The 26,015-nt window shown below is 67.9% G+C and carries 20 protein-coding genes and 3 pseudogenes; 12 read left to right on the top strand and 11 right to left on the bottom strand.

The features are described 5' to 3' along the window. Window positions 1–1,023 precede the first annotated feature (1,023 nt). Window positions 1,024–1,326: pseudogene (tpg, locus tag OG252_RS51980) on the bottom strand (telomere-protecting terminal protein Tpg); the annotation flags it as partial. Between the two features lie 212 nt (window positions 1,327–1,538). Between tpg (OG252_RS51980) and OG252_RS51975 the strand changes: the two are divergent. After that, on the top strand, window positions 1,539–2,597 hold the full coding sequence (locus tag OG252_RS51975) for a hypothetical protein (protein WP_329332669.1): 1,059 nt from the start codon (window positions 1,539–1,541) through the stop codon (window positions 2,595–2,597). A 112-nt stretch (window positions 2,598–2,709) separates the two neighbouring features. Here OG252_RS51975 and OG252_RS51970 read toward each other — a convergent pair whose 3' ends face one another. The 3 genes and pseudogenes from OG252_RS51970 to OG252_RS51960 form a co-directional block, all read right to left on the bottom strand. Beyond that, window positions 2,710–2,967, bottom strand: coding sequence for a hypothetical protein (locus OG252_RS51970; RefSeq protein WP_329332671.1), 258 nt, complete (start codon window positions 2,965–2,967; stop codon window positions 2,710–2,712). After that, window positions 2,964–3,276: pseudogene (locus OG252_RS51965) on the bottom strand (DUF6247 family protein). The gene OG252_RS51970 and the pseudogene OG252_RS51965 overlap by 4 nt, the downstream one beginning before the upstream one ends. A gap of 42 nt (window positions 3,277–3,318) precedes the next feature. Beyond that, complete coding sequence (locus OG252_RS51960) at window positions 3,319–5,382, bottom strand: DUF3710 domain-containing protein (RefSeq protein ID WP_329332673.1); 2,064 nt, start codon at window positions 5,380–5,382, stop codon at window positions 3,319–3,321. 350 nt (window positions 5,383–5,732) lie between these two features. Between OG252_RS51960 and OG252_RS51955 the strand changes: the two genes are divergently transcribed. Then, window positions 5,733–6,095 carry a hypothetical protein gene (locus OG252_RS51955; protein WP_329332675.1) on the top strand — a complete coding sequence of 121 codons (363 nt, stop codon included), beginning with the start codon at window positions 5,733–5,735 and terminating at the stop codon, window positions 6,093–6,095. Between the two features lie 152 nt (window positions 6,096–6,247). On the opposite strand, the gene OG252_RS51950 is transcribed toward OG252_RS51955, so the two are convergent. Next, a complete protein-coding gene (locus tag OG252_RS51950) occupies window positions 6,248–7,498 on the bottom strand; it encodes a hypothetical protein (RefSeq protein ID WP_329332677.1) in 1,251 nt (416 codons plus the stop codon). A 264-nt stretch (window positions 7,499–7,762) separates the two neighbouring features. Here OG252_RS51950 and OG252_RS51945 point away from each other — a divergent pair, with 264 nt between their 5' ends. The 4 genes from OG252_RS51945 to OG252_RS51930 all read left to right on the top strand — a co-directional run bounded on the left by OG252_RS51945 (window position 7,763) and on the right by OG252_RS51930 (window position 11,278). Then, window positions 7,763–8,425, top strand: a complete 663-nt coding sequence (locus OG252_RS51945; protein WP_329332679.1) for an RNA polymerase sigma factor — start codon at window positions 7,763–7,765, stop codon at window positions 8,423–8,425. Between the two features lie 17 nt (window positions 8,426–8,442). Beyond that, entirely contained in the window at window positions 8,443–8,952 is a 510-nt protein-coding gene (locus OG252_RS51940) for a hypothetical protein (RefSeq protein WP_329332681.1), read from the top strand. Between the two features lie 376 nt (window positions 8,953–9,328). Continuing rightward, window positions 9,329–9,619, top strand: coding sequence for a hypothetical protein (locus OG252_RS51935; protein WP_329332683.1), 291 nt, complete (start codon window positions 9,329–9,331; stop codon window positions 9,617–9,619). A 591-nt stretch (window positions 9,620–10,210) separates the two neighbouring features. Beyond that, window positions 10,211–11,278 (top strand): hypothetical protein, encoded by a 1,068-nt coding sequence (locus tag OG252_RS51930; protein WP_329332685.1) that lies wholly within the window; start codon window positions 10,211–10,213, stop codon window positions 11,276–11,278. Between the two features lie 302 nt (window positions 11,279–11,580). Here OG252_RS51930 and OG252_RS51925 read toward each other — a convergent pair whose 3' ends face one another. From OG252_RS51925 to OG252_RS51905, 5 genes are all read right to left on the bottom strand, one after another. Continuing rightward, a complete protein-coding gene (locus tag OG252_RS51925) occupies window positions 11,581–12,420 on the bottom strand; it encodes a hypothetical protein (RefSeq protein WP_329332687.1) in 840 nt (279 codons plus the stop codon). 607 nt (window positions 12,421–13,027) lie between these two features. Further along, window positions 13,028–13,273: a hypothetical protein gene (locus tag OG252_RS51920; protein WP_329332689.1), complete on the bottom strand. Its 246-nt coding sequence runs from the start codon at window positions 13,271–13,273 to the stop codon at window positions 13,028–13,030. Window positions 13,274–13,334: 61 nt separating this feature from the next. Further along, entirely contained in the window at window positions 13,335–14,066 is a 732-nt protein-coding gene (locus OG252_RS51915) for a hypothetical protein (protein ID WP_329332691.1), read from the bottom strand. Between the two features lie 7 nt (window positions 14,067–14,073). Further along, on the bottom strand, window positions 14,074–14,421 hold the full coding sequence (locus tag OG252_RS51910) for a hypothetical protein (protein WP_329332692.1): 348 nt from the start codon (window positions 14,419–14,421) through the stop codon (window positions 14,074–14,076). Between the two features lie 694 nt (window positions 14,422–15,115). Next, a complete protein-coding gene (locus tag OG252_RS51905) occupies window positions 15,116–15,295 on the bottom strand; it encodes a hypothetical protein (RefSeq protein ID WP_329332694.1) in 180 nt (59 codons plus the stop codon). A gap of 46 nt (window positions 15,296–15,341) precedes the next feature. Here OG252_RS51905 and OG252_RS51900 point away from each other — a divergent pair. The 5 genes and pseudogenes from OG252_RS51900 to tpg (OG252_RS51880) all read left to right on the top strand — a co-directional run. Then, window positions 15,342–15,494: pseudogene (locus OG252_RS51900) on the top strand (telomere-protecting terminal protein Tpg); the annotation flags it as partial. A gap of 101 nt (window positions 15,495–15,595) precedes the next feature. Beyond that, window positions 15,596–15,916 carry a hypothetical protein gene (locus OG252_RS51895; RefSeq protein ID WP_329332696.1) on the top strand — a complete coding sequence of 107 codons (321 nt, stop codon included), beginning with the start codon at window positions 15,596–15,598 and terminating at the stop codon, window positions 15,914–15,916. Window positions 15,917–16,096: 180 nt separating this feature from the next. Further along, window positions 16,097–18,475: a DEAD/DEAH box helicase gene (locus OG252_RS51890; protein ID WP_329332698.1), complete on the top strand. Its 2,379-nt coding sequence runs from the start codon at window positions 16,097–16,099 to the stop codon at window positions 18,473–18,475. 57 nt (window positions 18,476–18,532) lie between these two features. Further along, a complete protein-coding gene (tap, locus tag OG252_RS51885; RefSeq protein ID WP_329332700.1) occupies window positions 18,533–20,632 on the top strand; it encodes a telomere-associated protein Tap in 2,100 nt (699 codons plus the stop codon). A gap of 5 nt (window positions 20,633–20,637) precedes the next feature. Continuing rightward, on the top strand, window positions 20,638–21,195 hold the full coding sequence (gene tpg / locus OG252_RS51880; RefSeq protein WP_329332701.1) for a telomere-protecting terminal protein Tpg: 558 nt from the start codon (window positions 20,638–20,640) through the stop codon (window positions 21,193–21,195). Window positions 21,196–21,310: 115 nt separating this feature from the next. Here tpg (OG252_RS51880) and OG252_RS51875 read toward each other — a convergent pair whose 3' ends face one another. Then, the gene (locus tag OG252_RS51875; protein WP_329332703.1) at window positions 21,311–22,456 is read right to left on the bottom strand and encodes a Fic family protein; all 1,146 of its coding nucleotides are present in this window, start codon (window positions 22,454–22,456) and stop codon (window positions 21,311–21,313) included. Between the two features lie 537 nt (window positions 22,457–22,993). On the opposite strand from OG252_RS51875, the gene OG252_RS51870 reads away from it, so the two are divergent. After that, window positions 22,994–25,378 (top strand): Helicase associated domain protein, encoded by a 2,385-nt coding sequence (locus OG252_RS51870; protein WP_329332705.1) that lies wholly within the window; start codon window positions 22,994–22,996, stop codon window positions 25,376–25,378. Window positions 25,379–26,015: the final 637 nt, after the last annotated feature.

Genomic DNA, 26,015 nt, shown 5'->3' with positions numbered 1-26,015 from the left:
GAACCCGCAACACAGGTCAAGCCCGTAAACGCACCACTGGCTGCAGCATCCGTCCAAGAGGCCCATGAGGCGGCCGCAGCATCCGTCCAAGCGTCCCGTGAGGCGCTGTGGCGTGTGATCAACGGTCACGTGGACGCCCCGGACACTTCTTCCCCTGACGGCCTCAGCAGTCAGCCGGCGCCTGAGGCGGGGGCCCCCAGCCCGGATGTAGCCAGCACAGCAGCTGCGGTGCCTCAGGAGCCTTCCACGCCGAGGCCGACGTCGGGCGGGTCTTTTCTCTCAAAGCTGTCAGGTGCAGAACCGCGTCGTAGCGGCGGACATCGCCAGAAGCCACCAGGGCCTCCACAGAGCGGCCGCAAGGCCCCTCGACGTGAAGGGACGGGTCAGGGAAGCAGCGGCCCCGACCAGCAACACCACTCGCAGCCTCAAGGGGTCAGCCGGGCAGAAGCTCGACGTGCAGCTCAAGACTCTCGACGTGCTGAGCGAGGCGAAGGAAACCCTCAGCCCCGCCGACGACCTGCGCCCGACTCACGGCCTCTTCCGCCCTCCCTTGATCTACTAGCCCAGCTCACGGATACGCAGCCTCCACAGAAGAAGAGGAACTGGAAGTGGAAGCTCGGAAACGCCGCGCTCATCATGGCCTCGATTGCTCTTCTAACCTTCTTGTTCCTCCTGGCAAATGAACTCAGAACGGTTGAAGGATTCCCCTCATTCCGTGGCATCGCAGCCGTTGTTATCTTGATTTTTTCCACCGTGAGCGCGGCCCAGGTCGTGGACTTTTTCGTGCGGCGCGTCGACCACCCCCACCGGGCCTACAAGTGGGACTCTGAATCCCTGCTAGGCCTCACATTTTCTCTGAATGTCCTGACCGCAATCGCAGCCACTATTATCATTAATCAATTTGCACCGCCAGAGTCTCTTCGATTTATCGAATCCGTGGCTCGATTCATTGTCTAAGGTCGACAAGCAGTCTCCGAGTACTTACCGCTGCGCGGAGAGAACGCTCTTTCAGTCCCTTTCAGTTCAGTAGTCGATGTCGATGTAATCAATGTCGTTGATGGCTACATCAGACAGTCCCGTGGCGCGGACACCACCGTCCTGGAAATATATATCTTTGAAGCCTTCGGCGATGATCCCGCGCATCTCCTGGTCGCTGGCCCCGGCGTCGCGGGCGTCGAACAGGCGCTGCGCGTAGGTCGGGGGTAGGTGCACGGTCAGTCGCCTAAACCGTCCGTCGTCGGTCGTGCCGATCGGCGCGGTGTACCCGAAGCGGGCGCGGGTCTCCACGGTGATCCCGGTCGTGGTCGCGGCCTGGCGCTGCCGACGCCAGGTTCGAGGGCCTGGAGGCCGCTGTGGGCGAGCGCAGCAGGGCGGCGGGTGATCACGGAGCGACTGGAGACGGCGATCAGGGCGCGCTGGGACAGGCCGTAGTCGAGCGCAGCCGCGGCAGGTACGAGCCTCACAGCGGGACAAGCAGGGCAGCCGGGATGTCAGTGACGCGAAGTACCGTCGGTACGGGACCGTCGAAAGGGCCACCCATGAGCGTGAGTTTGTACCGAGGCCAGCTGGACCGGAAGAGGAAGGCGCGCACTGACGCTGAGAAGAAGGCGAGTGCGCTGCGGGTCAAGGAGGCCGGCAAGCGTTCGGAGGCGGCGAAGGCCCGGGCTGCTGCCGACAAGTCGAAGAACGCAACCACGATCAAGAGCAAGCTGAGCGCTGCCACCCGCTGCGAGGCTGCGGCCAACACGGCCGCGCGTGAGGCCAGTACCTGGGAGGGCAAAGCCGCCAAGTACGGCACCGAGGCGGCGGCCCTGGAGGCCAAGCTGGCCAAGGCGGAGAGGGCGGAGCGGGATGCCGCCGACAAGGCGCGCCAGCGTGAGCAACAGGCGACGGAGCGGCGTGCCGCGGCCGAGCAGGCGAGCATGGAGAACCGTTTGTCGACCGCCGAGGAGCAGGTGAGCACGGTGCTGAAAGAACTGCGTGCGCCAAAGCCCGAGAAGCTGCGGGTGCTGATGCTGGGCGCCGCTTCAGCCGGGGATTTGCGAGTCGGCCGCGAGCAGGAGCGGATCCGTGCGGCCGTGGAGAGGGCCACGCACCGGGACCTGGTGGAACTGGATGTCCATCCAGCGGCGACGGCAGACGTCCTCCTTGATGGGCTTACCCGGTTCCGGCCTCACGTCGTGCACTTCTCCGGCCACAGCGCGGAAGACTTGATCGTCTTCGAGAAGGACCTCGACCAGCGCCACGAGGGTGCCATCGTCACGGCCGCGGCCTTCGCCAGCGCCATTGCGGCCGTCGACGAGCCGCCGCTGTTGGTCCTTCTCAACTCCTGCAACTCCGCCGCGCAGACCAAGAACCTGGTCGACAATGTTCCCTTCGCCATCGGCATGTCGGACACGATCGGTGATCTTGACGCGATCGCGTACGCGGCCCGGTTCTATGCTGCCGTCGCTGACGGGCAGTCGATCCAAGGCGCGCATTTGACCGGCAAGGCTGCGGTCGCGCTCGCCGGCCTTCCCGATCACGACCTGCCCACTTTGGACTGCGCTGCGAACGTCGACCCGAAGGCGACGCGCCTGGTCACACCGCCCGAGTAGCAGCGCGCGTATGCCCTGTCTGCTTCTTGCGAGCAGATCTGAGAAGTCGTCACACGCGAAGCGCTCTGCCCCCGGCAGGTGTATGCCGGGGGCAGAGCGCTGTCACGTACGGCTACCCGAGCCAGACGATGTTCAGGACGGTCAGGCGGCGCAGCGGCCGGTTGATCCAGTAGGTGAGGGAGAGCTGGCCGACGGACGCGTAGCGCACGTCTTCGCCCTCGGGGTCCTCAGCGTTCCACTGCTGGAAGCCCCACGGGTCGCCGGCGGCGTCCAGGACGTCCCACACGGTGTCCTCGACGTCCTCGGGGAGGGCATCGAGGACCTTCGCGGCCGGCGGTGAGAAGCGGACCGCGTACGGCTGTGCGGTCACCGGCGCCTTCGCCTGCCCCGTAGCTCCGCCATGTCGATGGCGTCGCTGTCGTCGTGGCCGGAGGCGACGAACGCATCCACCGCCGGGGCGTGGGCGAGGCGGCCCTGCCAGTCCTGGACGACCTCGTACAGGGCGGCAAGGGAGAACGTCTGGCGCGACTCTTCCAGGGCCGCCGCCCACTCCCGCTCGAAGGCCGGCACCCACTGAGCGGCACGCCGGTCGGCACGCAACTGCGCGAGCAGTTCAGCCCGGAGCTGCCGGGGCGGGGGCGTACGGGGTGACGGGTGCGTGGTCGGGCTGCGCGCTCATCTGGTCCTCCCGGCAGTGGAGCCTGGAACGGATGGACGGGTCCTAGGCGAGAAGTGTGTCGCTCAGGATTTTTCCCCACTCGCCCATCCACGGCAGGACATCTGGATTGGCAGAGGCGATGGGCAAACTCACCAGCGTGAGGACTCCGGTGAGTCCGATCACGAGACAGGACGTTCCAGCCGGCTCGCGGATGGCCCCTTCTCGCGTGTGGGTGAAGTTGCTCATGGCGATGACCAGGCCGAAGATCACGGCGGAAGCCACAAGCATGAACGAGACCATTAGGTACGTGAGTACGCCGTCCCAGAAGAACTTGAGGTTGGCTTCCTGCCGGTATGTCAGTCCTGCTGCGAGGCTTCCGGTCCAGAGGAGCATGGTGAGGCACGCGACCGTGTCTTTCACCACCACCCAGCGCGGCGCGGACACCCTAGGCCGCCTTTTGCTGGCTACGTTGTCCGTGGACGCCGCGCGGACAGGGTTTTCCCTGGTAGTCGAGTTGTCCGCGTTGTCCGTGGACAACGTCGACTTGCGGCGCCCGCCGGTGGCGGGTACGGAAGGTTCGGCTGACTTGATCTTGTAGGTGAACGAGGATCGCCGGGGAGCTGGGTGTGAGGTTGGACGTTCCAGGACGTAGTGGCCCGCCTCCATCCGGCCGCTGGGGGCGATCACCGAGTCCTCGAGCACGGCGCGGAGCAAGCGGAACGTGCTTCGTTCCAGGGCTGACCCAATGAACTTCAGCGGCCTGAAACAGGTCAGCTGGAGGACCCAGCCGGGGCCATCGCAGCCTGTAACGATCACTTGATACTGCTGTTTGCTCCCTCTCACGGTGGAAGCAACGCTGTACTCCGTTGCGACTGCTGGCCCCCAGCCGGGCAGCAGTTGATCGCGGTCGATCCAGTTGGTCACCGGTCCACTCTCCGCGAGGTCATCGCGGGCGGTCGCAAAGTTGTGGCGGCTCCAGGTGCCCATGTTCCGCAAACCCAGGCGAAGCCGGATCTCGAACTGGTAGTCGTCGATCTCCGCGATCAGCCCGACAGGCTTCCCGTTCAGCAGGCCGAAGTGGAGACGGACTCCGCTGACCTCGGGGACGTACAGGGCGCCGAGGCACAGCCGTCCGGCTTCAGGATCATCAACCTCCGAGACGTCACGAGGAGCACCGGGGGGCCTGATGAAGGGATCCGCGGGCCATTTCCCCATGTGTAGCGCCGTTTCCTCAACGGCAGGGCTTGGCACGTTGTGGCTGACGCTGCCGTCTTCTGATGTGGCACGGTTGTCCGCGGCGTCCTCGTGGACAACGACTCCCTGCAGGATGTTCCCGCCCTCTTCGGCGGCGTCGATACCCATCTGGGAACGCAGGACGTCCAGGTCCGCCTGGTGGGCCTCCATTTGCTGGTCGGCCGCCTCCAGATCCGCGTCGTACTCCCACAGCGGACGAAGTCCATCCACCACCGAGCTTGCCTCCGCAGCGTCGGCGGGTGCCTCCTCGGCGGGATCCCCTGGCCCATCAGGAGCTTCCAGCGGGGCGGCTCGCACACACTCCAGTGCACGTTCGTGCCGTGCAGCGGTCACCTCCGCCGTGACGTTCAGTTCCTCCGCTTCCTCGCGTGTCTCGCGGGCACGCTTCAGCTTCTTCTTGGCCAGATCAACCTTCTGCTTGGTCGCGGCGAGCTCCTGCTGCACGCGATCCAGGGAGGCAGCCGGCGCGGTAGCGCGATCCCTTTCGGCTTCCAGCGCCTCACACCGGCCCTGCAACGACGTCACCAGCTGCAGCAGCATGTAGATGACCTGAGTCGTGCCCAGCAGCGTCTTCTGCGCCTCGATCGTCGCCTTCCGCGCCTCATCAAGGCGTACCTGCAGCTCCACCTCGGTGCCCATGGGGACGCTGCCGCTCTGCGCCTCCCGGGCCACCGCTGCCGCTTCGGCCGCCTTCTGCAAGCGGCGCCCAAGCTGTAACTGCACCTGCTGAGCCTGTGGTTTCACCAACGCCGGCACCAGGTCATCCACGAGCCAGCTCGGAAGGACCTTGCTCCCCTTGCGGAACTGCCCCCACTGCGTACGGCCGTACTTGAAGCGCTCCTCAAGCTCACGCAGTGAGAGAGCCTCCGTCACCGCGCAGACCCACTTCGCCAGCTCCGCCGCCTCCGGGGTATCCCCCGCCAGAGGCCCCGCCCGCCTCCCCGGCCTTCTTCTATCAGGCATCCCAGGGCCCCCTCGCTCCCACGCTGTCCGTACTTGTCCCGGCCTTTTCCCCCTCTGACCTGCCCCAAGCGGTATCGGCCAGACGGACAATCAGATCACCAACGCACCATGGCGGCCACCGCTTCGGACAGATGCCATACCCAGCCATATCGGCAGCAGGACGAGGTGGGGCCTCCGCACCCGCGAGAGGCCAAGCAGGGCCTGCCCGCGGTTGATGTGAGAGTCGAGGCGGGCAGGCCCCTGAGCCCGAAGGCCTAGAAATGAACGTACCCATCGACGTCGGAGCGGGCCTGATCTTCCTCGTCTCGACTGCCGTCGGATACGCCGTCCACCGGCACACGCGTGCCACCTCGACCACGGTCCCGCCGACCGGCGACATCGGCGTCGCCTTCACGGCCGGGTCGGTGACCCTGGTAGCCCTCGCCTTCCTGTTCGGAGTCTCCAGCCCGCCCACCGCACCGGAGCCCACGCCTACCCCGAGCCAGTCCCAGCCCCTCATGCCACCGGTTCACAGCGCGGTGCCCGAAGCGTCACCGACTCAGGATCCGAACGAACGGGCGAGCCAGACGACATCACCCGCAGCGGCCGGTTCAGGGCCGAAGTCACCGCAGGCTGTGGAGTAGCGCGACGACGGCCAGACCGACAAGGAGCGCGGCGCCTACAGCGGGGTGCAGCAAGGCGACATATTCTCCAAACCAACGCGAGCCCCGGACGGCAGACCGTCCGGGGCTCGCGAGGGCGGCTCCTCAGCGGTCGGTGACCGGTTCTGACAGCCTCACAGGGCGACACGTCTACCTGGGAAGACGGGTGTGAGGCTCACAATCTCCGCGTCGTCGGGGAGGTCCAGGTGCTGCTTGCGCGGTGCGGGGAACAGCGGGCGCGGGCCGCCGGGCATCAGTCCGCGGCGCCGGAGGACCTTGTCCCGGTCGCGGCACCAGGTGGTGCAGAACTTCCGGGGCCGGCGGGTGGACTCGGGCAGGGCCTGGGTGCACACCGGGCAGCAGCCGGGCCCGGCGACCGGCGCCAGGCGCTCCAGCAGCTGCCGGACACGCTCGGTCTCCTCCTCCGTGCCGGAATACCGGGCGTCGGCCTGGCCCCGGCATCCGGCGAGCAGTTCGCCGAACACGCCGCGCAGCTCGGTGAGGTCGCGGCGGCAGGCACCCAGCAGGGCGAGGAAGTCGTCGACGGGCCAGGAGGCGAGGACCCCGGAGCGGGACAGGTAGAGACCGACCGTGTCGACCCGGTACCGGTCGGCGGCATCGAGCAGCAGGTAGCCGGTCAGCTGCCAGGCAGTGCGCTGGGACATCTCCGCCAGCGGGCGGCGGGCGCTCTTGAAGTCGAGCAGCAGACCGTCGACAACGAGGTCGGCGTCGGCCGTGATCTGGGCGCCGGCGAACGTCGGCCCACCGACGCAGTCCTCGGGCCGGGTGCGGGCGCGCAAAGCCTCCAGGGGGCCGTGGGCGGCTGCGTGGAGCTGGGCGGTGATGTCGGCCACCAGGTCTCGGTCCGGGAGCTCCAGCAGCCGGGCGAAGGTGAAGGCGCCGGGGTCCTCAAGGGCGGCCTTGGCGAGCGGGGTGAAGGCGAAGCCGATCGGCGTACGGGCGAGGACCTGGTACCAGGCCGCGGCGATGAGCATGCGGGCCAGGTGCTCCTCTTCGTTCTGGCCGTGGTCGACCGGGAGGTCCCGGTTGTCGAGGTCCAGGCGGCGCACCGTCTCGGTCAGGCGCGCGGTGAGTTCGTTTCCGACCGAGCGCATCCGAAGGCCCGCGCCGCGGCCGCCGACCCCGCCCGACAACTCGATCCCGATCAGGGAGGCGTCGTCGACGGGCGCGGCCGCGGTGAAGGCCAGGCGCAGCCGCTGGTCGATCGCCGTGCCGACGGTGCCGGCCTCGGTGCCGACGCCGGGCGGCGGGAGCAGGACGTGCGCGGCACGGTGCTGGGCGCGGTAGGAGTCGCGCAACGGCTTGGCGCCGGCGGACAGTTCGCGGTCCAGGAACCGGAAGAGCCGCACGGCAGTGCTACGCACAACGCGACGGATTGAATTCGCCAACAGTGTCGGCAAAGTGCCGGGGGTCGCTTCGCGTTCCACGAAGGCCCGGGTCGATCGGCGGCGAGAGGACGTGACCTGGGAGAACGACTCTCGGAAAAAAATCTTGGTTCAGCGTGACGGGATCTGTCGGCTCTGCTCCGTCTCTTTGACAGGCCAGGGGTTTCCCGCCCCTGGTCCATCGGACTCGGTCCCCACTGGGCATCGGGGCCCGAGCCGGTCTTACCGGGAAGGGGGCCGTCGGTGCAGATCGACGACCGCTTTGAAGACTCGCAGGTAGGTGGGACGTTCACAGCGTCCCAAACCGCCGACGAGTCGACAGGCCTGGCAGCCACAACACCGGGTCTGACCTCCACTGAGTGTGAGAAAGCCACTCACGCAGCAGTGGAGATATCCCTGGATGACCTCGGCGCCGATTTCGGCAAGTACTGCGAAGAGAACTCGGCGCACCTTCTGCGGACCGCTTTCCGCATCACTGGCAACCCTTGGGATGCACAGGATGCACTCCAGAACGTTCTGGAGAAGTTTTGGAAGAAGTGGCCTGAGGAAAATTTCAGGAACATAGTATGGAGTAACCCTGCTTATTCGCGCAAGTGCGTTGTCTCTTCCGCGATAGATGCTATCCGAAGCGAGACAAGCCGGGCGCGGCGAGAAGAAAAAGATGCCAGGAAAGAAGTCGAGAACGGCGACGACTACTTGCGCGTCGATGACGAGGAGAGCTTTGGCAGGACGCTCGATGTCCTTCATAGCTTGAATCCGACTTGGCGTCTGGTCATCCACCTGCGCTATGCGCGGGAGTACAGCATCGTAGAGGTGGCTGCAATTCTCCGGATCTCGGAGGCAACTGCGCGCCGCTACGAGAAGAGAGCTCTCAAGGCTCTTGAGGAAGCCTACAAGGGGAACTAAGAAGGGAGGAAGCCATAGTGGATGTCGTTGATCGGCTCACCGTGGCGCACTACTCCCAACCTTCCTCAGGCGACCGACCCGACCCCGAGCAATTCCTTAATGAGTTTTTCTCAAAGATAGGGATTGCTCGGGGGCGGGCAGCCTGCGGTGTAGCCAGTTCGAGTGGCTACCCACAGTCGGCCGTAGCCGAGGAAGTCGTCCAGGAGGTCCTCCAGGATCTCTGGGACGAGCTGCGAGGAGTCCTCCTCGCGGTTACATCGGAGAAGGATCAGGAGAAGGGAGGCTTGTATAGGAGAATAGCGGAGATCGTAGAGCAGGTAGACGACGAAGAAGCAGCTTATGTGTGGTGGCTCCACGCGGCTCAAGCTGGCGACGAAGTGGCCGTCGCAATCGTCGATGACCTTGCGCTCGATCTCTCTGCGGAGCGGCCCAGCGTTCTGCGGAGCATCCACGAAATCCAGAGAATCGCTGAACAAAACTGTTCGGCGGGAACGAGATTAGAGCACGGATTGAGCGACACTCAGTAGTGCCGCATACCATCCCATCAACAACAACAATGGAATCAAAGACCGCTGCTAGTAGCAGCAAAAGCACCAAATCAACAGTCGCAACACCGTAGTTGAACAATAGAAGGTTCCCTTGTCGGTAAGCCGTCTGATTCGGGGGACCACACCCTTCGCTCGGTGTCGGAGAGCGGAGGGTGTGGTCAAGTCAGACACTCTTACCGACATAAGGAGGGCTCGGCCCCCGCGTGGCTCGACCACACAGGGGGGCCGGGCCCTTCGTCGTTTGTGGCCCACGTGAAAGTTTGGGGCTCGTGGCTCCGTCCTCATGTTGAGAGGCCAAGGAGGACCACATGGATTATTCGTTCATTAATTACCGTCGAGGACTGAGGTGGCATCGATGACGCTGCCCCTCATTGTTGCTCTGGCCCTTGGCGGGGTCGGCGTTTACATCGCTTACCGAAACCCGAGGCTGGGCGCGGCCATCCTGGTCGGCCTCGGCATCGTCACCGTCCTGTACCTCATCTGGGATAAGGACCCGTCGGTCTTCCAGACCACCGTGCCGTCGACGGTCTCCACGGCCCCGACGCAGTCCCCTCCCGCCGACCAGACCGGCGCTCCTTCGTCCGCGGCACCGTCGACTACGCCCCCGGCTTCTTCTCCGGTCGTCTCGCCGCCCGTCCGCCGGTGACGGAGCCGGGTAGTGCCCGACAGCTCCTTGGTGATGATCAAATAGAGGGGAAGGACAAAGGGGGTTCCCTCGCGGAGAACCCGGCAGGCCGGGTGAGAAGCACAAGCGCGCGGGGAGCGCAGTACGGGGAGGGGCGGCTGGTGGCCTGGGTCACGAAGATCACGGAGGACGCGCAGGTCGAGTACCGGCTCAAGGAGCAGGCCGGATGCGCCGTGGTCGCGTTCGACGGCGAACAGAGCGTCGTCCTGGACTGTGGCGAGGACCAAGCCGTTGACTACCGGTTGCGCTCCGAGGGCGGGACCGCCTTGCTCTGGATGGGCAGCGGTCTGGAGGCCGTTGGTATCGTCGAAGGCGCCGAGCTCGACGAGGAGGGCAAGCAGGTCGCCCGCTTCCTGATGGCCGGCTGCCACCCCGAGACCGGCGCCCGCCTGATCAAGTCCCGCACCTCCGCACCGATTCGGCGACATGCACCGCATGCAGGTGACCACCCTTCACAAACTCGCGCGTGCCGCCGGGATTTCGCTGGACGACGTCTATGGCGAAACGGAACTCGCCTCGCACCAAGGGGTTTCCTTGAATACGCTCCTCAACGTGACGCTCACGCCGGACCAGCGGAGCCTGCTCTCCGCCATCGCCCAGCCGTGGAACGAGACGGGCGAGTGGCCGCTGTGGGCCAACGTGCAGCACGTGTTCGACATGCGCGGCCAGGACGCCGACGCCGTCTTCCACTCGCTGCCGCGCGTAGGCAACGAGGCTCCGTTCGCCTCCGGCTACGGCTACACCGTCCCCATGCGCGCGCCCATCGACCCGGGCCACCGGGTACGGCTGACCGTCGCCGGCGCCTCCAGGCTGCCCAAGGGGCGGATGACAGTCGGTGAGCCGTTCATGCGCACCCTCCGCCACATGATCGACCGGTACATCAGCAGGCCGCTCGTCGCCGACGAGGTCCCCAGCGTCATCCTGCGCTCCGGCGAACTGACGACCACGCTCCCCGACCTGCGACCGTGGTTCGTCAAGGCGCTGCCCGACCTGCTCTCCTACGAGCCGGCCATCAGCACTGGGGGCGTCCATCTCGGCGACGGGTCCTGGGAGCGGGAGGTCACCCGCAGCGTCATGCAGTTCCGCGGCATGCACACCGTGGAGGAGTACATCGAGAAGACCTGCGAGATCGTCGCCGCGAACGCCGCCCAGTACGCCCCGACCGTCGTACAGGAGGAGGCCGTGGCTGCGGAGCCGAGCCGGGGCGCGTACGTCGACGTCGACCTCATGGCCGACCTGGAGACGGTGGCCGCGACGACCCGGTGGAAGGTGCACAAGCTCATCGCCCTGTGCCAGGGCCTGAACGACGCCTACGTCGCGGAGAACCCATATGCCTGCGCCGCCATGATTCGCTCGATCCTGGACCACATCCCGCCGGTCTTCGGGCACACCGACTTCAAGCGCGTGGCGGCCCAGCACGTGTTCAGCATGAAGCGCAACGACAAGAACCACGCGCAGAGGCTCGCGGCCTTCAAGGACATCGCCGACGACGTGATGCACCGGCCGATCAGCCACACCGTCCCTCGCATCAGCATGGACGACCTTCCCGAGCCCATCCGCCTCAACGCGGTCCTCAACGAGATGGTGGTCATGCTGCCGAAGACCGCGCCTGCGACGTGACATCGGCCCTCCCCAGCCGCTCGGGCGAGGGCCGCGGTGGGACACCGGCATCCACGCGCGCCCGCATTTGTTCGACCGGAGTACTCGAAACAACCCGTGGAACACAAAGGACCCAGCTCGGCCTGCGTCAGACGGGGTGTTTCGTGAGCGACCACCTTATGAAACGCCGCTCAGCTCGGACTTAGCTAACGGTGTTGTCCGGGGTGATCTCGGCGGCGGCCTCGCGGCCGGGTCCTCGGCCTCGGCAGCCGGCGGGTGGAAGCGTCGGGGCGAAGGGATGGACCTCGTCGGGATCCGACGTCTCAGACACGGCCGTCACCGCGCAGCTCATCCCAGACTTCTTCGGGATGGACGGTGACGCTGGGCCCCGGCAGGACACCGGCCCAGCGGGTCACCGCCTCCCATTCCTGCGTCTGGATGTCGATGATGCCGTCCGGCACGAGCTCCTGGCCGTTCCAGTACCAGCGGGGCAGGCCGTTTGCGGGTCGGGCAAAGCTCATGGTGGGGGCGTGCACGGGAATGCTCTGCCAGGGCAGGTCTCTGTTTTCCTCCATCGCCCGCCGCACGGCCTGCACCGAGATCTCCCACTGGGAGAGCATCTCCGAGGGGCTCAGACTGCGGGGCTGCGGCGTCCAGCCCTGGTTGCCCACGATGAGACCGACGACAAGTTGCGGCGTGACGGGCAGCACAGGGTCGTCCCCGCCCTCGAAGCAGAGCCGCCACTCCCGTTCGTGCAGCCAGTCGGAGCTGCCCGGGTCGTAGCGCACCCGGCGATTACGCAGGCGCGTGGGCAGCTGGCCCGTCTCGCCCATCTCCTCGGCGGAGAGGTAGAGGACGGGCCGGGCTCCTGCCTGGATGAGCTGCTGTCGGTCGAGCATGAGCCCCCACGGCTCGTACGGACCCCGCGGCCCGCAGCCGTCGCGGAGCATGACGCGGCGGGCGTCCTCCGTGAGCTCGCTGAAGCAGATCACCGGGGCGTCCGACCAGTAGTCCAGTGATCCGCGCAGCACGCCGCTGTGCAGGATGCGCAGCATGCGCTCCTCGGGAGTGCCCAGCGCGAATGCGGGCGGCAGGTCCTTCCGCCCGCGGGGCCGGCCGGTGAAGTGGACCAGCGTGTCAGGCAGGTCGGGGTGCTTGCTCACGTGGTCCCCTTCCCTTCGTCGCACCCGTTTCGACGCGTCCACTATGCCCGCTTCTGTCGCGACGGATAATGGAGGCGGAGTTATCCGACGTGATCACCTCCGCGGGCAGAGCGGTTGATCCCGCCCGGACGCCGTCTGATGCGTGACGCGGACCACACCTCGATTCGGTGAGAGTCACCTACCTCGGCGCCTTCGTCGTGGGAATCTGCCTTCAGCTCTCGTCGGGATCACGCCCGACAGGCGGCTCGTGACCGCCGGAGGGCACGCAACGTGCTGGCCCGCCCTAGCCAATCCGAGCGGGTGAACCGCCTGGTGATCGCAAGATCGCTGGAGCGGCCGATGCCCGTTGCGGAAAGCCGCCCCGTCAGTGCGGAAGTTCGCACACACTGATGGAGCGTCTTCGTGATCGGCCTGTTCTCCGCGGCTCTGCCCGAGTTCCTTGGCAGCCTCTGCGCCACTCTCGTTGTCACCATCGGCGCCTGGGCATTCCGCAAAGCCCGCAGCCGCGCTGCGACCAGGGACAACCAGACGACTCCTGGCGACGAGTAGCAGGTAAAGCTGTGGGCCCATCCCGTCACCGGCGTGGGCCCACAGTTCACGAACGCGGCTACTTGGGGCCGTACTCGGCTCGGAGCTGGTCGAGGAAAGCCCGAGTGTCCGCCGCGGAGAAGGCGGTCACCTGGTCCTCCTCCGTGGCCCCGGCGACAGCGATCTCCACCTCGCCGTTCCCTGTCGGCGACACCTGAATCGGCGGCTGCGCCATCCACATCACGTCGGTTCCTCGGCGGACCACCACCGCAACCAGACCGGGCAGCAGTACCGCTGCAATGCCGGGGACGGGGCGTTGTCGCACGTCAGTTACGTAGCCACCCGGACGAGATCACGTCTGGGGGGTGCTTTCCGTCAGCCCGAATTTACGCCGCCCGCTCCAGCTCCTTCTTCTCGCGGTACACAAGTAGCTCGTCGAGCTCTTCCTCGCGGGTGTCATCGAGCTCGGGGAGCAGGTTGTGGGCCCTGATCCACTGGTTGATGTTCGTCCGGCTGGGTGCGCTGTCGTGCTTGAGCGCTCGGCTCGCTGCAGCGAGCCAGGATTCGAGGTCGGCGCGCACGAGTACGTCGCACGCCTTCAGGAAGGCGATGGCCTGCTTGGGGTCGATGGGCAGGATGTCGCCCTTGATGATGCGGCGGGTGGTGCTGGCGGGCAGCTCGCCGGGCCCGGACATCCGCTCCATCTCGCCAGGAGTGGGGTAGCCGGCCCAGATGTGCTGGTGGCGAAGAGCCCGGCTGAGGTCCGCCGAGGTGGAGACGAGGCGGGGGTCGGGCGCCTTGTGGAGGTAGTACGGCGCCCGGGTGGCCCGGCGCGCGCAGATCCACAGTTTCCGGGCGCGGATCATGGGATCGCTGGTGCTCATGAGCCATCCATTGGCCGTCATGGTGGCCGTGACGAATACGACGACGGTGTCCCAGGTCGGGACGGAGGTGCCGGAGGCGGCACGCTCGAGCGTCGCCTTCGACGGCAGGCCGTTCGTCTTCTTGGCCATCTGCTCGTAGGTCATGCCGGCGTCGGCCTTGAGGCCGCGCAGGAAGTCCGCGAGCTTCGCGCGCGCCGGGACCGTACGGTCCACCGGCTTCTCAGGGCGTCCCATGACGGCCTCAGTTCCCCGAGGTGAAGTAGGCGCGCATGAAACGGCCGATCCGGCCGCCGGTGCCGCGGCCGCCGCTCACCACCGTCACGACGACCACGGCGCCGATGGCCCCGGCGCCCGACATGAGCAGCAGGATGTCGCTGACGCCCATGTCGGGCGGGGCGAGGATCGCCGCCGTGGCGATGCACACGATGATCACGAGCGCGTGCGGCATGCCGAAGCGCCCGCTCGTGGAGGTGGTCTCGCGCACGAAGGGCACCGTGTCGGTAGCCATCGCGGGCACGGATATGACGTCGAGGCCGGACGCCTTCGGCATGGCGGCCGCCGTCGCCGCGGTGGAGGGCTTGACGCCCATGAAGTCTCCCTAATCACCGTCCGGCGATCTTCTGGTCGCCGGACGGTGCTACTCGGCTCCAACCGTTGATCCCTCCGCACACACAGCGAGAGTTGGCGCTCCCACTCACACGAAAGGACTTGTTGCCCCAAAGCGTCTCAGCCCGTACGGCACAACCAACAGTCGGTCAAAGCGTTGATTCACGAGCGATCCAATGCGACGAAGTCGCCCTAGAACCACACCTTGTCGCGCATCGACCGGACTGCAGAGACCGAGAGCCCGATGAATCCGCAGGTCAACGCCCTGCACGAGGTCCTACCATGCCCCTCTGACAACCGTTCTGACGTGCACGAACGGGATGAAACCGCAGGTCAAAGCCGTGATCGTCGACCCGTACGAGGCGCGCAGAGCGTGTTCTAGGGTTGCTACTTCACTCCACTGTGTCGGTAGCGGGCCAAGCTCCTGAGCTGGGTTGATTCAATACCGCACCGCTTGATGCCGAATGATCTCGGATGGCCTGGGTCATGCTCTTAACCACGGAGCGCGATCTGCACTGCAGGTCCGGTCCGCCCTGATTGCTACTGGCTCCAACCGGCGCACACAGGGAAAAGATGCAGGTGTTGGCGCACCTGCCCAGGTGAAGCCGATCGCCCACGCCTTCAAGGCCTGGCATCGGCTTCACCTGCATTGCATGTGAGCGTCGTTCGAGGCTGGATCAGCCGAGCCAGACGATGTCGATGACGTACAGGCGTCCGGCGGGGCGGTTGATCCAGTACACGGCGGTGACCTGTCCGACCGAGGCGGAGCGCACGTCCTCGCCCTCGGGATCGCGGGCGTTGAAGGGCGGGAAGGACCACGGGTCGCGGCCGGCGATGTCCAGGACGTCGCGCACCATCTCCCGGGCATGCTCCGGCAGGTCGTCCAGGACGGCCAGGGCCTAGATCGACGACGCCGTACGGCAGCGGTGGCAGGTCCACAAGCGCCGGCAGCAGCAGGCCGCCGCCACGGGCGGCATCACCGTGGAGACCCGGGCCCGGTTCGTGTACACCGCGCCGATCGGCACGACCGACGACGGACGGTTCCCGCGACTCACTAACCTAGGAGCATCGTCGCATGCATCCCTTGGATTGCCCCCTTGGATTCCATCCTTGGACGCATTCCTTGACACTAACCCAAGGGTTGCTACCTTGGGTGCATGCCAGACAATGAGAAGCCCCGCCTCATCCCGACCGGCAAGTGTTGGTGCGGCTGCGGGAAGGATGTCGGCCTCGGCAAGTTCTTCGCCGCCGGCCACGACAAAATCGCCGAAGCAGCGCTCATGGCGCTCAAGTACGACGGGTCTGTAGCACAGTTGCTCCACGCCCATGGCTACGGATCGCACCACTCAGTCCGCCACGCCGCCGTCACCGACCCGAATTGCTCGTGGAAGAAGTGCACTGACTGCGATTACAGCGGCGCCCCCGCCAGCATCGCCAACCACCGTAAGAAGGACCACCCCGACAACCGGGCGGCCTAACCAGGCCTGCCACACAGCAGAAGGGGCTCACTCGGGCAGCCCCGCACCCTCGGCGGAAGGGCCAGCCAGGCGCCTGGCTGGCCTCGTCTGTCACGGGGGTTGGAACCCTCACATAGATGCTGCAGCGCTTCCCGACACCCCTAGAGGACTGGAAGCCCAAGGGAAGAGGCAAGGGCAATTGTGAAACTACGTGCCCATCAGGTCGAGGCCGTTGATGCCATCATGCGCGGCTTCGATGTTCCGACGGGCGGGATTCCCTTCCACGGCCTGCGCGGGCAGCTGCACGCGGCGTGTGGCACGGGGAAGACGATTATGGCGGCGGCTTCGGCGAAGCGGCTGGTGCCGAAGGGGCGCATTCTCGTGCTGGTGCCGACGTTGGATCTGCTGGCGCAGACGGTGAAGGCGTGGCACGAGGCCGGGCACAAGGGGCCGGCGGTGGCGGTGTGTTCGCTCCAGGACGACCCGGAGCTGTGGAGCATGAAGGTGCGCGCCACCACGAACCCGATCCAGCTGGCGCTGTGGCACGGCACGGGGCCCGTGACCATCTACGTCACCTACGCCTCCCTGGGCGTCCTCGCGGAGGCGTTCGAGGGCACCTACGGCCAGAAGTTGGCCCCGGTAGACCTCGCTGTAGTTGATGAGGCCCACCGAACAAGTGGCTCGATGGGTAAGGCGTGGGCGGACATCCATGACCAGACCGTCATCCCGGCGTACCGGCGGCTGTACCTGACGGCGACGCCGCGGATCTGGGAGGAGCGGCTGAACCGCGAGGTTGCCGAGGGGGTGCGGGACCCACTGCCGCGCGAGATGGCGGCGTCCATGGATGACGAGAAGGTCTTCGGGCCCGTCCTGTACAAGCTGTCGCTCGCATCTGCCGTCTCCCGGGGCTTGTTGGCGCGGTACCAGATCATCGTGCTGGAGCTGAAGGATCCGGTCGTCACCCCGAAGAAGCTGATGGGCGAGGAGCGGCACACCGAAGAGGTCCGCGGGCAGCGCCTCGGCGCCCTCCAGGCCGCGCTGCTGCACACCATGGCGCAGCACGACCTGCAGACGTGCATCGCCTTCCACCACCGGACCATCGAGGCACAGGCCTACGCGGAGGGCCTGGAGCGCGTCGCGGCGAAGCTGCACGCCGACCAGCCCGAGACCTACCCGAAGCGGATCTGGGCGGACTGGCTGTGCGGCGAGCACGTCCCCGAACGCCGGCGAGAGGTCCTGGGTTCGTTCGGGTCCACGGCGCAGCGCGCCGTGCTCTCCAACTGCCGGGTCCTGGGCGAGGGTGTCGATATTCGAAGCGTGGATTCAGTTGCCCTACTGGACCCGAAGGGAGCGCCGCACGACATCGTCCAGGCCATCGGCCGGGCACTTCGCCAAAAGCCTGGACAGGGCAAGCTCGCCTCTTTGATCGTGCCCGTCTTCCTCCAGCCCGGAGAGCAGCCCGAGGACATGTTCACTTCCGGCTCCTACCGGCCCCTGGTGAAAGTCCTGGAAGGGCTGCGGGCCCACGATGAAGAGGCCGTCGAATTGCTCGCCATCCCCCAGGAGCCTCAGAAGGACGTCGCGCAGCCGTCCGTGAACATCGGCGTCGCGCCAGAAGACGGCGAGGAAGAATCACGGCTGCTGCTCCGTTTCGCCGCCCCCAGGGATCCCGTGATGGTCGCGGACTGGGTCTCCTTCAACGTGATCGACACCGAACGCCAGGACTGGGCCCGTGGCTGGGCGAAGCTGAAGACGTACGTCGAACGGGTCGGGAACGCCCGCGTGCCCTACGGACACCGCGAGGGCGCCACACCACTTGGACAATGGGTCGCAGAACAACGACGCGCCTACGCAGCCGGGCAGATGACCGGCCAGCGCGCGCGGCGACTCGAACAGCTCGGCATGGTCTGGTCCCTGGCGGATGAACGGTTCCAGGAGAACCTGGAAGCCGCCAAGGCCTACTACGACCAGCACTGGACACTCTGCGCTCCCAGGTCCGCAGCGATGCTGGACAGGCCGTTGGGGATGTGGCTCGCGAATTTGCGGCGGCCCGGTGCGCTGGATGACCACCCCGAGTGGAAGACCGCGCTGGAAGCCGTCGACGCGGACTGGAACCCGTCCTGGCCGGCGGACTGGCAGCGGCACTACGCCGCACTGCGCGAGTTGGTGGCCGACGAAGAGGGCCAGGCCGACGTCCTTCCCGGCCTCACGGTCCACGGCATGGACATCGGGAAGTGGCTGGCCCGGCAGCGCAAGCCGGAGGTCTGGCAGGCCCTTCACGACGGGCAGCGCGAGCGCCTGGAGCAGCTCGGCATCACGCCTCCGGCCCCGGAGCTCCCGAAGCCGTCCACGACGCCCGTGGGGGCCTTTGAGCGGGGTGTTGCGGCCCTGGCGCAGTACAAGGCCCGCACGGGGTCGGTGGCCGTCCCCAGAGCTCACGTAGAGGCGGTCGAGGTCGACGGCCAAGAGCACCCCGTCAAGCTTGGAGTGTGGATCATGAATCAGAAGGGGCGCCGCGCCAAGCTCACCGCCGAGAAACTCGCCGCGCTCGCCGCGGTGGGATTGGAATGGGCACAGTAAGGCTAAGGAGTGGGATAAGTTTTTGGTTAAGTAAGTCCTGACGTGAAGGTGCAGGTAATGGCATCTGAGGAAGAGCTGTTCGCGTCCGTCGACGCTCTGTTGAACGAGGAGCCGCACCTCCCGCCTCCGGCGGAGCGGGCCCGGCTGCGTGAGGCTGCCGGCATCACCCAGGCCCGCCTCGCCACCGCGTTGAAGACGACGACCCAGTCGGTGAAGAACTGGGAGAACGGCCGAAGCGAGCCGAAGTCGCCGCGGCTGGATGCCTACCAGCGGCTGCTGAACGGGTGGGCGGCGAAGTATCCCGCCCCCGGTGCCGCCTCGGCAGCCGCGCCGGTGCCAGCGGCGTCCAGTGAGACGGCCGCGTCCGAGGTGGAGACGGCAGACGCCCCGCGGGCTCTCGCCGTTCCAGCCACGGGACCGGCACGTCCCGCCACCCCGCCGGCCGCGGCATCGCGCCGTCCGGCCGCGAAGAAAGCGGCTCAGCCCGCAGCCGATCCGCGCTTCCCGCACGGCCCCCTCGCGGTCCTGGACGGCGACGGCTGCGCGTACGGCACGGGCGGCATCCTGCTCGACTGCCCGGCGACCACCGTGGTGGAGCTGGTGGAGTGGACGCTGCGCGAGTCCGGCCTCGGTGCGCCGCGCCTGCACCGCAACGGCAAGGACAGCGACCCGCTGATCGTGCTCACGGCCGCGGCCGCCGTGAAGCTCGGGCTCCCCGAGCGCCTGGAAGGCCACGAGCAGCGCCGCTCCCTGCGCCTCCCGGAGGATCATCCGGTGGTCAAGCAGGTGGTGAAGGCGAAGTGGCGGCTCACCCAGCGCGGGTTCGGCCCCTGGGCAAGGATCTACCGCAAGGCGCAGGGGCGCGAGCGGCAATGCGTGCAGCTCGCTGTCCTGTCCTGGGACGCACTCGATGAGCGGTCCTGGCCCGGCGTGACTCAGATGGAGCCGGCCGACGTCGCCCGCGTCCTCGGTGTGTATGCGACTCGGGTCATCACCCCACGCGGCTCCACCGCCGTGTCCGGGCTGGAGCTGATGACCGCGCTGCGCCCGCCCACCCGCGCGGTGCGCGACGAAGCGAGCGGGAACTGGGTGCCTGGCCACAACCCGGGCTCGCTGGGGACGGAGCCGATGGACCCGGCGCCACCGGAGGCAACCCCCGAGCACCCCGTCGTCGTGAACTCCGGCTGGACCGGCGGTTTCCTCAACGAGGAGGCGTACCAGTGGGCGCGGCCGGTGGACCTGCTCACCGATGAGGAGTGCACGCTGCCCTTCGCGGTCGGCCTGGACCTCAACACCGCGTTCCTCGCCGCCGCGGCCCGCCTGGTCGTCGGGCTGTCCGCCCCGGACCACTTCCATGCCCCGGCCTTCAACCCGAAGATCCCCGGGAGCTGGCTGGTCGATCTGTCCCACGTCGAGGTGGACCCGCGCCTGCCCTCACCGTTCACGCCAGACGGCACCCGTCCGACAGGACCGGCCTGGTACCAGACGCACACCGTCGCCTACGCCCAGGAACTCGGCTACAACGTCCAGCCCCTGGAGGGGTACCTACGACGGGAGACCGGCGCCTACCTGGACCCGTGGCACGACCGGTTGAAGAACGCCTACGTCGACACCCTCGCCGACCTCGGCGTCACCAAAGACCTCGACGACCGCGCCTTCCTCACCGCGATGGAACAGCACAAGGACGCCGACCCCGCCATGGCCGCCGTCCTCGCCGCCATCAAGGCCACCGTCAAGGGCGGCATCGGCAAGCTCCGCGAACGCCCCCAGGGCAAGAAGTACAAGGAGGGCGAGCGGTGGCCGGCCCTCCAGCGGCCGACCTGGCGCCCCGACATCCGCGCCGCCGTCATCTCCAAGGCCCGCATCAACATGCACCGCAAGCTGCGCAACATGGCGGCGATGACGGGCCTGTACCCGCTCGCCGTACTCTCCGACTGCGTCGTCTACCCCTCGCCCGGGGAGAGCCCGCTGGACTTCCTGCCCTACGCCGCCTCCGGCAAGCCCCAGCCCGGCGGATTCCGCCTCGGACCCACACCCGGCCTGGCGAAGCTCGAGGGCGTCCAGTCGATGCTCTGGGCCGTCGACCTGATGGAACAGGGCTACAACCCCGCCCGCCACATCAAGGGCGGCGACGCCGTCCTGGACGAAGGCGAGTAGACGCTGTGGGAGAGATCGACGACGCCATCGAACGCGCCGACCGGGAAGCCTTCACCCGCCAGCCGCCCAAGACACTCCAGGCACGCATCAACTTCCTGATGAAGCAGCTCAAGACGACCAAAGCCGTTGCCCAGGAGATCGGGGTCAGCCAGCGGTCGGTGGAGCGCTACCGCAAGGGCGAACGCAAGCACCCGCCCCAAGCCATCGCCGAACGGATCGACGCCGCCGTACGGCAGCGGTGGCAGCCCCAGGTCCGCAAACGCCGACAGCAACAAGCCGCCACCACGACCGGGATCACCGTGGAGACCAGGGCCCGCTTCGGGTACACCGCACCCGTCGGCACCACCGACGACGGACGCTTCCGCCGCCTCACCGTCCACCTCCCCCCGGCCTACGCACAACGCCTGTTCAACGCTCGTGACGCCGGAGCCAGCGACCAGCAGATGCGCCAGATCATCGCCGAAGGACTCAAAGAGATCTATTTCCAGGACAGCGGAGCCCGCGCCATGGGACTCTCCGACGTCACCCTCAACGACATCGACTACCTCGACCTCGACTACTGACCCGACGCCTGCCGCAGGTCCGGCACCTGCTTGTTGAGCCGAAGCACGCCCGGACCGATCAACCCGTCCTGCGTTCCCTGACCGTCTTCGATCATTGGCCTTGGACTGCTGCGATCTAGTGGGGCTGGTAGGGGCCGGTGATGGTGTGGCGCCGGTGTGCGGTTTCCAGGACGTCGGGCGGGAAGGCGGGGCCGGCGATGTAGTAGCGGGCTTTGGTGTTGCCGACCGCGGTGAGCAGGCCGGTCCGGGTCAGGGCCTGGATGTCGCGGACGGCTTGCTGGTTGCTGAGAACTTCGGCCTTTTCGTAGCGGGAGCGGCGCACACGGCCCGTCATCGCGACTTCGTGCAGGGCGGTGATCTGGCGTTCGGCGAGGCTGAAGCGCTCGGTGTGCTCGGCCAGGGCGATCCAGCAGTCGGTGGAGCGCTTGACGCGGTGCTGCACGCGCTGGGACTGCTCGTGGTAGGCGCGCAGGTTGAAGCGCACCCAGGGCAGGGTGTCGCGTTCGGGGGAGTACATCGGCCCCCCTGCCTCCCGCAGCATCTTGTAGTACTCCCAGGTGTTGCCGGGCATGCCGAGCCATTCCTCGATCGAGGAGAACTCCGGGGCCAGCACGCCTTCCCGGGCGATCAGGAGGGTCTGCAGGCTGCGTGACATGCGGCCGTTGCCGTCGATCCACGGGTGGATCTTCACCAGATTCAGGTGGGCCATCGCGGCGCGCACCAGCGGATCGGCTTCGAGGTCGCCCTCGTTCAGCCAGGCCACCAGCTCGCCCATCAGATGTGGGACATACCGCTCGTGGGGGCCCTCGTACTCGGTCGCGTGCGGGTTGCCGGCCGCCGTGATGAAGATGGGTTTCTGCCGCCACCGGCCGGCGGGACGGTGCGGATGGTGATGGCCCTGGAGCATCCAGTGCAGGGCGTTGAGCAGCCCTTTGGAGTACGCGAAGTCCTCCACGTCCCACAGTGACTGGATGTACGTCAACGTCTGCTGGTAGGCGAGGGTTTCTGCCTTGTCTTCCTCGCTTGCATCCACCCCTTCCCGCTCACCGTCGAGGAGATCGGCCACGTCGACGGGGTCGACACGGTAGCCCTCGATGGTGTTGGACGCCGCGATCGCCGAGGCGGTCAGTGACCGCCGCAGATCAGCAGTCCACTTCGCGGGACTTTGCTGGACGACCTGGCGCAGGTCACGGCGCATGACAGTGACCTCGTGGAGCACGTGTCGGTCGACGGCGGCAAGCTGCGGAGTCCGATGCAACATGCCGCGCATGATGCCCTTACCTATCACTCAATCACTGCGGGTGTCCGATGAAGCCCAGCACCTGCGCGGGACATCGGCCGCCGCGCCCGGAATTCACCGCCCTCGAACACCTCGAGTTCCAGGGCCAGGGAACCGGGGTCGCGTCCTGGTCAGTGGCTGGCGGCGGGCAGAATCGTCGGTGACCATCGCCACGGACGCGGATGTGCGTCGGATCCATGCAGGCCGGTCACATCAGCGGCAGCCCCTGGACAGCCCGTCCTCACGACTCGTGCGGCATCTCGAAGTCGGCCTCGGTGCGCAGGGCGTGCTGGGCCTGTGTCGGTGTGGACCGTCCGGAAAGAGTCCGGCCTGTCCGATGTGGTCTGCGTGGAGCAGCGGCCAGTGCCCTGTGCCTGGAACAAGCGGTGGGACGTCATGGCAGCAGGGCAGCCTGGATCCCGACGAGAGCCGCGGCCTGCTGAGAGGGCTGCTGCAGCAGTTCTGGCTGTGCCGTCAGGGCCCCGGGCCGGGCAACTGCACCGGAAGGCGAGTGAGGGTGTGCGTGGAGTGTTGCGGGTGGTGCCGGTGTCCGGTGAGACGACGTGGTCGTTCCTGCACCGGGTCGCGGCCGCCTACGGGCTGCAGGCCGGCGACCTGACGGCGTGGTGGCGGTGGGCGAATCCCATGCATCCAGGGCGCGGTGTGCGCCCGGACGGCGAGGTGCTTCTCGACGAGGCGGCGCAGGAGCAGCTGGCCGGCTGGTGCCGGGTGCCGGGCGGGCATCTGGCGTGGGCGTTGCCGTCGTGGTCGGCGGGGCCTGCAGCGCTGGCCGGCCGTGGCGGTGGGGGGCAAGGGTGGGCGCGGTGGCGGGTGGGGTCCTCGGAGTGGGGGCCGGTGGTGTCCGGCTGCCGGCTGTGTGCGGCCAGACGCGGGGCGGGGGCGGGGGCGGGGCGGGTGTGGGTGTACCGGGCGCGGTGGCGGCGGTTGTGTGTGCGTCATGGGCGGTGGCTGCTGGATGCGGGTGAGGGGCATCCGTGGGAGTTCGCCGATGTCGGGGGCCTGGGGCGGGAGTTGGACGGTGCGCAGCGGCGTTTTGGCCGGCTGGTCCGGGCTCGGGCGGGCGCGGGTGTGGGTGTGGTGGGCGGGGAGGTGTTCGCGCTGGCGCGGGCGGTGGTGTGCGGGTGGTGGGAGCGGGAGGAGTTCTGGGCGCGGGAGAGGGTGTGGGGGCCGCGTCTGGAGCAGGTAGTGGCGGCCACCTGCCGGCGGGATCCGGGGCCGGCGGGCTGGGGCGAGCGGCAGTGGCGGCTGCTGGTGCGGGACGTGGTGGTCTTTCCCGAGGTGGTGACGGTGGCGGCGGCGTTGAGCGATCCGGCGGTGCGGGAGCTGGCTGCCCGGGGCGCGGCGCCGGCTCTGGTGCGCAGGCCGGGCGGTGAGGGGTTCGTGGCCGTGTTGGGTGCCCGGCTGGGGCGGGACTGGCTGGGGGATGTCGAACAGCCTGATCAGGCAGGGCCGTTGTCGATGTGGGTGCAGGCGGTGGCCCGCGAGCAGCGCCGGCCCGCGGGGATGCTGCCGCCGCCTGGGCGGGGGATGTGGTGGGTGCGCAGCGCGCACCGGCCCGTGGAGGTGGGCCCGGGCCTGCGTCTGCCGGCAGCCGCCTTCGATACCGGCGCGGGTGCAGGCGGTGCGGCAGTGCCGGACGCGGGGGCGGGGGCGGGAGGGTGGCGGGCGGAGCCGGCTGTGCCGCGGCGCAGCGGGCAGGGTCAGGGCCTTGCCCGGCAGCACGAGGAGCTGTTCGCCGAGGGGCTCGAGCACGCGCGGGCACACGCGGCACGCGTGGGACACCTGGCGCTCCCCCACACCGCGGCCGGTGCGGGCTTCGATCTGGGGCGGTGGCTGGCCAACCGGCGGGCCGACGCGGCGTCGCTGACCCGCCGGCAGGCGGCGCAGCTCGACGCGCTGGATGCGTGGTGGAATCCGCCGTGGCCGGTCGGCTGGCAGCGCGCCTGGTACCGCGCCCGCACCCACGTGGAAGAGCACGGGCCGGTGCACGGCGGGGACAACCTGCAGGGGCTGCCGCGCTGGCTGGAGCGGTGGCTGCGCCACCAGATCACCCACTACCCGCAGCTGCACGACGGCCAGCAGCAGCTGCTCGCCGAGCTCGGGCTGACCGCGGCCGAGGCCGAACGGTTCAACGCCTGGCCCGGCCGGCGGCGCCCGGCCGCCGACGGCCTGGCCCAGGCCCGCGCCTACGCCGCCCGCCACGGCCACCTCGCCGTCTCCAAGCCCACCCGCACCGACGACGGCTTCGCCCTGGGCAACTGGCTCAACTCCCAGCGCCACCGCCAGCACGCCACCGGCCGGCCCACCCGCCTGGGCCGGCAACTGACCGCTATCGACACCTGGTGGGATCCCCCGTGGCCGGTCGCCTGGCAGCGCATGTGGTGGGCCTGCCGCCACCACCTGGCCGGCCTCCCCGACGGCCTCGCCTGGTGGCCCGGCGCACCGGATACCGAGCAGGCCACCGCCTGGCTGGCCGAGCAGCAGGACCGGCAGCCACTGCCGCACCCACAACAGCAGGACCTGATCGGCCAACTGAACGCGCTGGCCGGCAAAGTACCGGTGTGGCAGCCGCGGATCAGCGACACCGCCTGGCACACCCTGTCCGCCCTACTGCCCCCGCCCCCACGAACCGGCAGCCGCCGCCGCAGCGAACGGCAGATCCTGGAAGCCATCATCCACATCACCTGCACCCGGCAGGCCTGGCCACGCCTCCCCCAGGCCCTGGGCCCCTTCCAGACCTGCCGGCTCCGCTACCTGAGCTGGCTGGCCGACGGCACCCTCACCCGTATCTGCCACGCTGCCCTCCCGGCCACCGACCAGGCATGGCAGCACACCCTCACCGGGCGGCTCGGCCGTCGCCAGAGGCCCCGATCCCATCCATGACGGGCCATCACGGCAGGAAGGGCGTGCCAGGCCTCTTCCGGCGCCATGTGAGTGATGCAGATCGTGTTGTGCTGCTGCGGGCCTACGGGCGGTACTCGGCGGTTGCCGGGCCGGGTGTGAAGCCCCCGTAGGCGAGCGCGCGAGAGGACAGCGGCTTCCCTGCAGCGGTGGAACAGCGGCCAACGGCGGGATTTTGGCGAACGGCGGTGGACGCGAGTAAGCCGGCGCCGTGTTGACGGGCGCCGGCTTGGTGCGGGCAGTTCACGCGCCAACGTAAGCCTGCCGGGTGTCCCTGTCAGCTTCGGTTGCAGCCAGTAGCAGTCAAGGACGTTCGCGGGCCGGAAGACCGGCCTCGTGGTGTTCTGCGGCCCACCATCACTGATAGAGGGGGGTTGCGGCAAGCCGAGCATGGACACGGATGAACCATCCCGGCACGGCACGCGACCGGCGAGCACGGCGTCGCGGCGGCAGCGCTGTTCAGGCGGTGCCACGGCGGTGAGGCGTGGTGAGGGAGTGAGAACCGCTCCCTTGGACACCAGGGAACCAAAAAACGGTCATTTCGCCAATACGGCGTATTGAGGTCGTCGATCTTCCTGCGGCAAACGGCCCGGGACTGGAATGATGGAGACATGCCCGG

The organism is Streptomyces sp. NBC_01352 (assembly GCF_036237295.1).
GTDB lineage: Bacteria > Actinomycetota > Actinomycetes > Streptomycetales > Streptomycetaceae > Streptomyces > Streptomyces plumbiresistens.
This window is presented reverse-complemented; position numbering and strand designations above follow the sequence as displayed.

Bases quoted from the DNA above. Each gene is read 5' to 3' on its own strand.
- OG252_RS51895 (WP_329332696.1), top strand. From the start codon at position 15,596: ATGCCAGACAATGAGAAGCCCCGCCTCATCCCGACCGGCAAGTGTTGG.
- OG252_RS51875 (WP_329332703.1), bottom strand. From the start codon at position 22,456: ATGTTGCATCGGACTCCGCAGCTTGCCGCCGTCGACCGACACGTGCTC.
- OG252_RS51975 (WP_329332669.1), top strand. From the start codon at position 1,539: ATGAGCGTGAGTTTGTACCGAGGCCAGCTGGACCGGAAGAGGAAGGCG.
- OG252_RS51905 (WP_329332694.1), bottom strand. From the start codon at position 15,295: ATGGTGCGCGACGTCCTGGACATCGCCGGCCGCGACCCGTGGTCCTTC.
- tap (WP_329332700.1), top strand. From the start codon at position 18,533: ATGGCATCTGAGGAAGAGCTGTTCGCGTCCGTCGACGCTCTGTTGAAC.
- OG252_RS51935 (WP_329332683.1), top strand. From the start codon at position 9,329: ATGACGCTGCCCCTCATTGTTGCTCTGGCCCTTGGCGGGGTCGGCGTT.
- OG252_RS51915 (WP_329332691.1), bottom strand. From the start codon at position 14,066: ATGGGACGCCCTGAGAAGCCGGTGGACCGTACGGTCCCGGCGCGCGCG.
- OG252_RS51910 (WP_329332692.1), bottom strand. From the start codon at position 14,421: ATGGGCGTCAAGCCCTCCACCGCGGCGACGGCGGCCGCCATGCCGAAG.
- OG252_RS51955 (WP_329332675.1), top strand. From the start codon at position 5,733: ATGAACGTACCCATCGACGTCGGAGCGGGCCTGATCTTCCTCGTCTCG.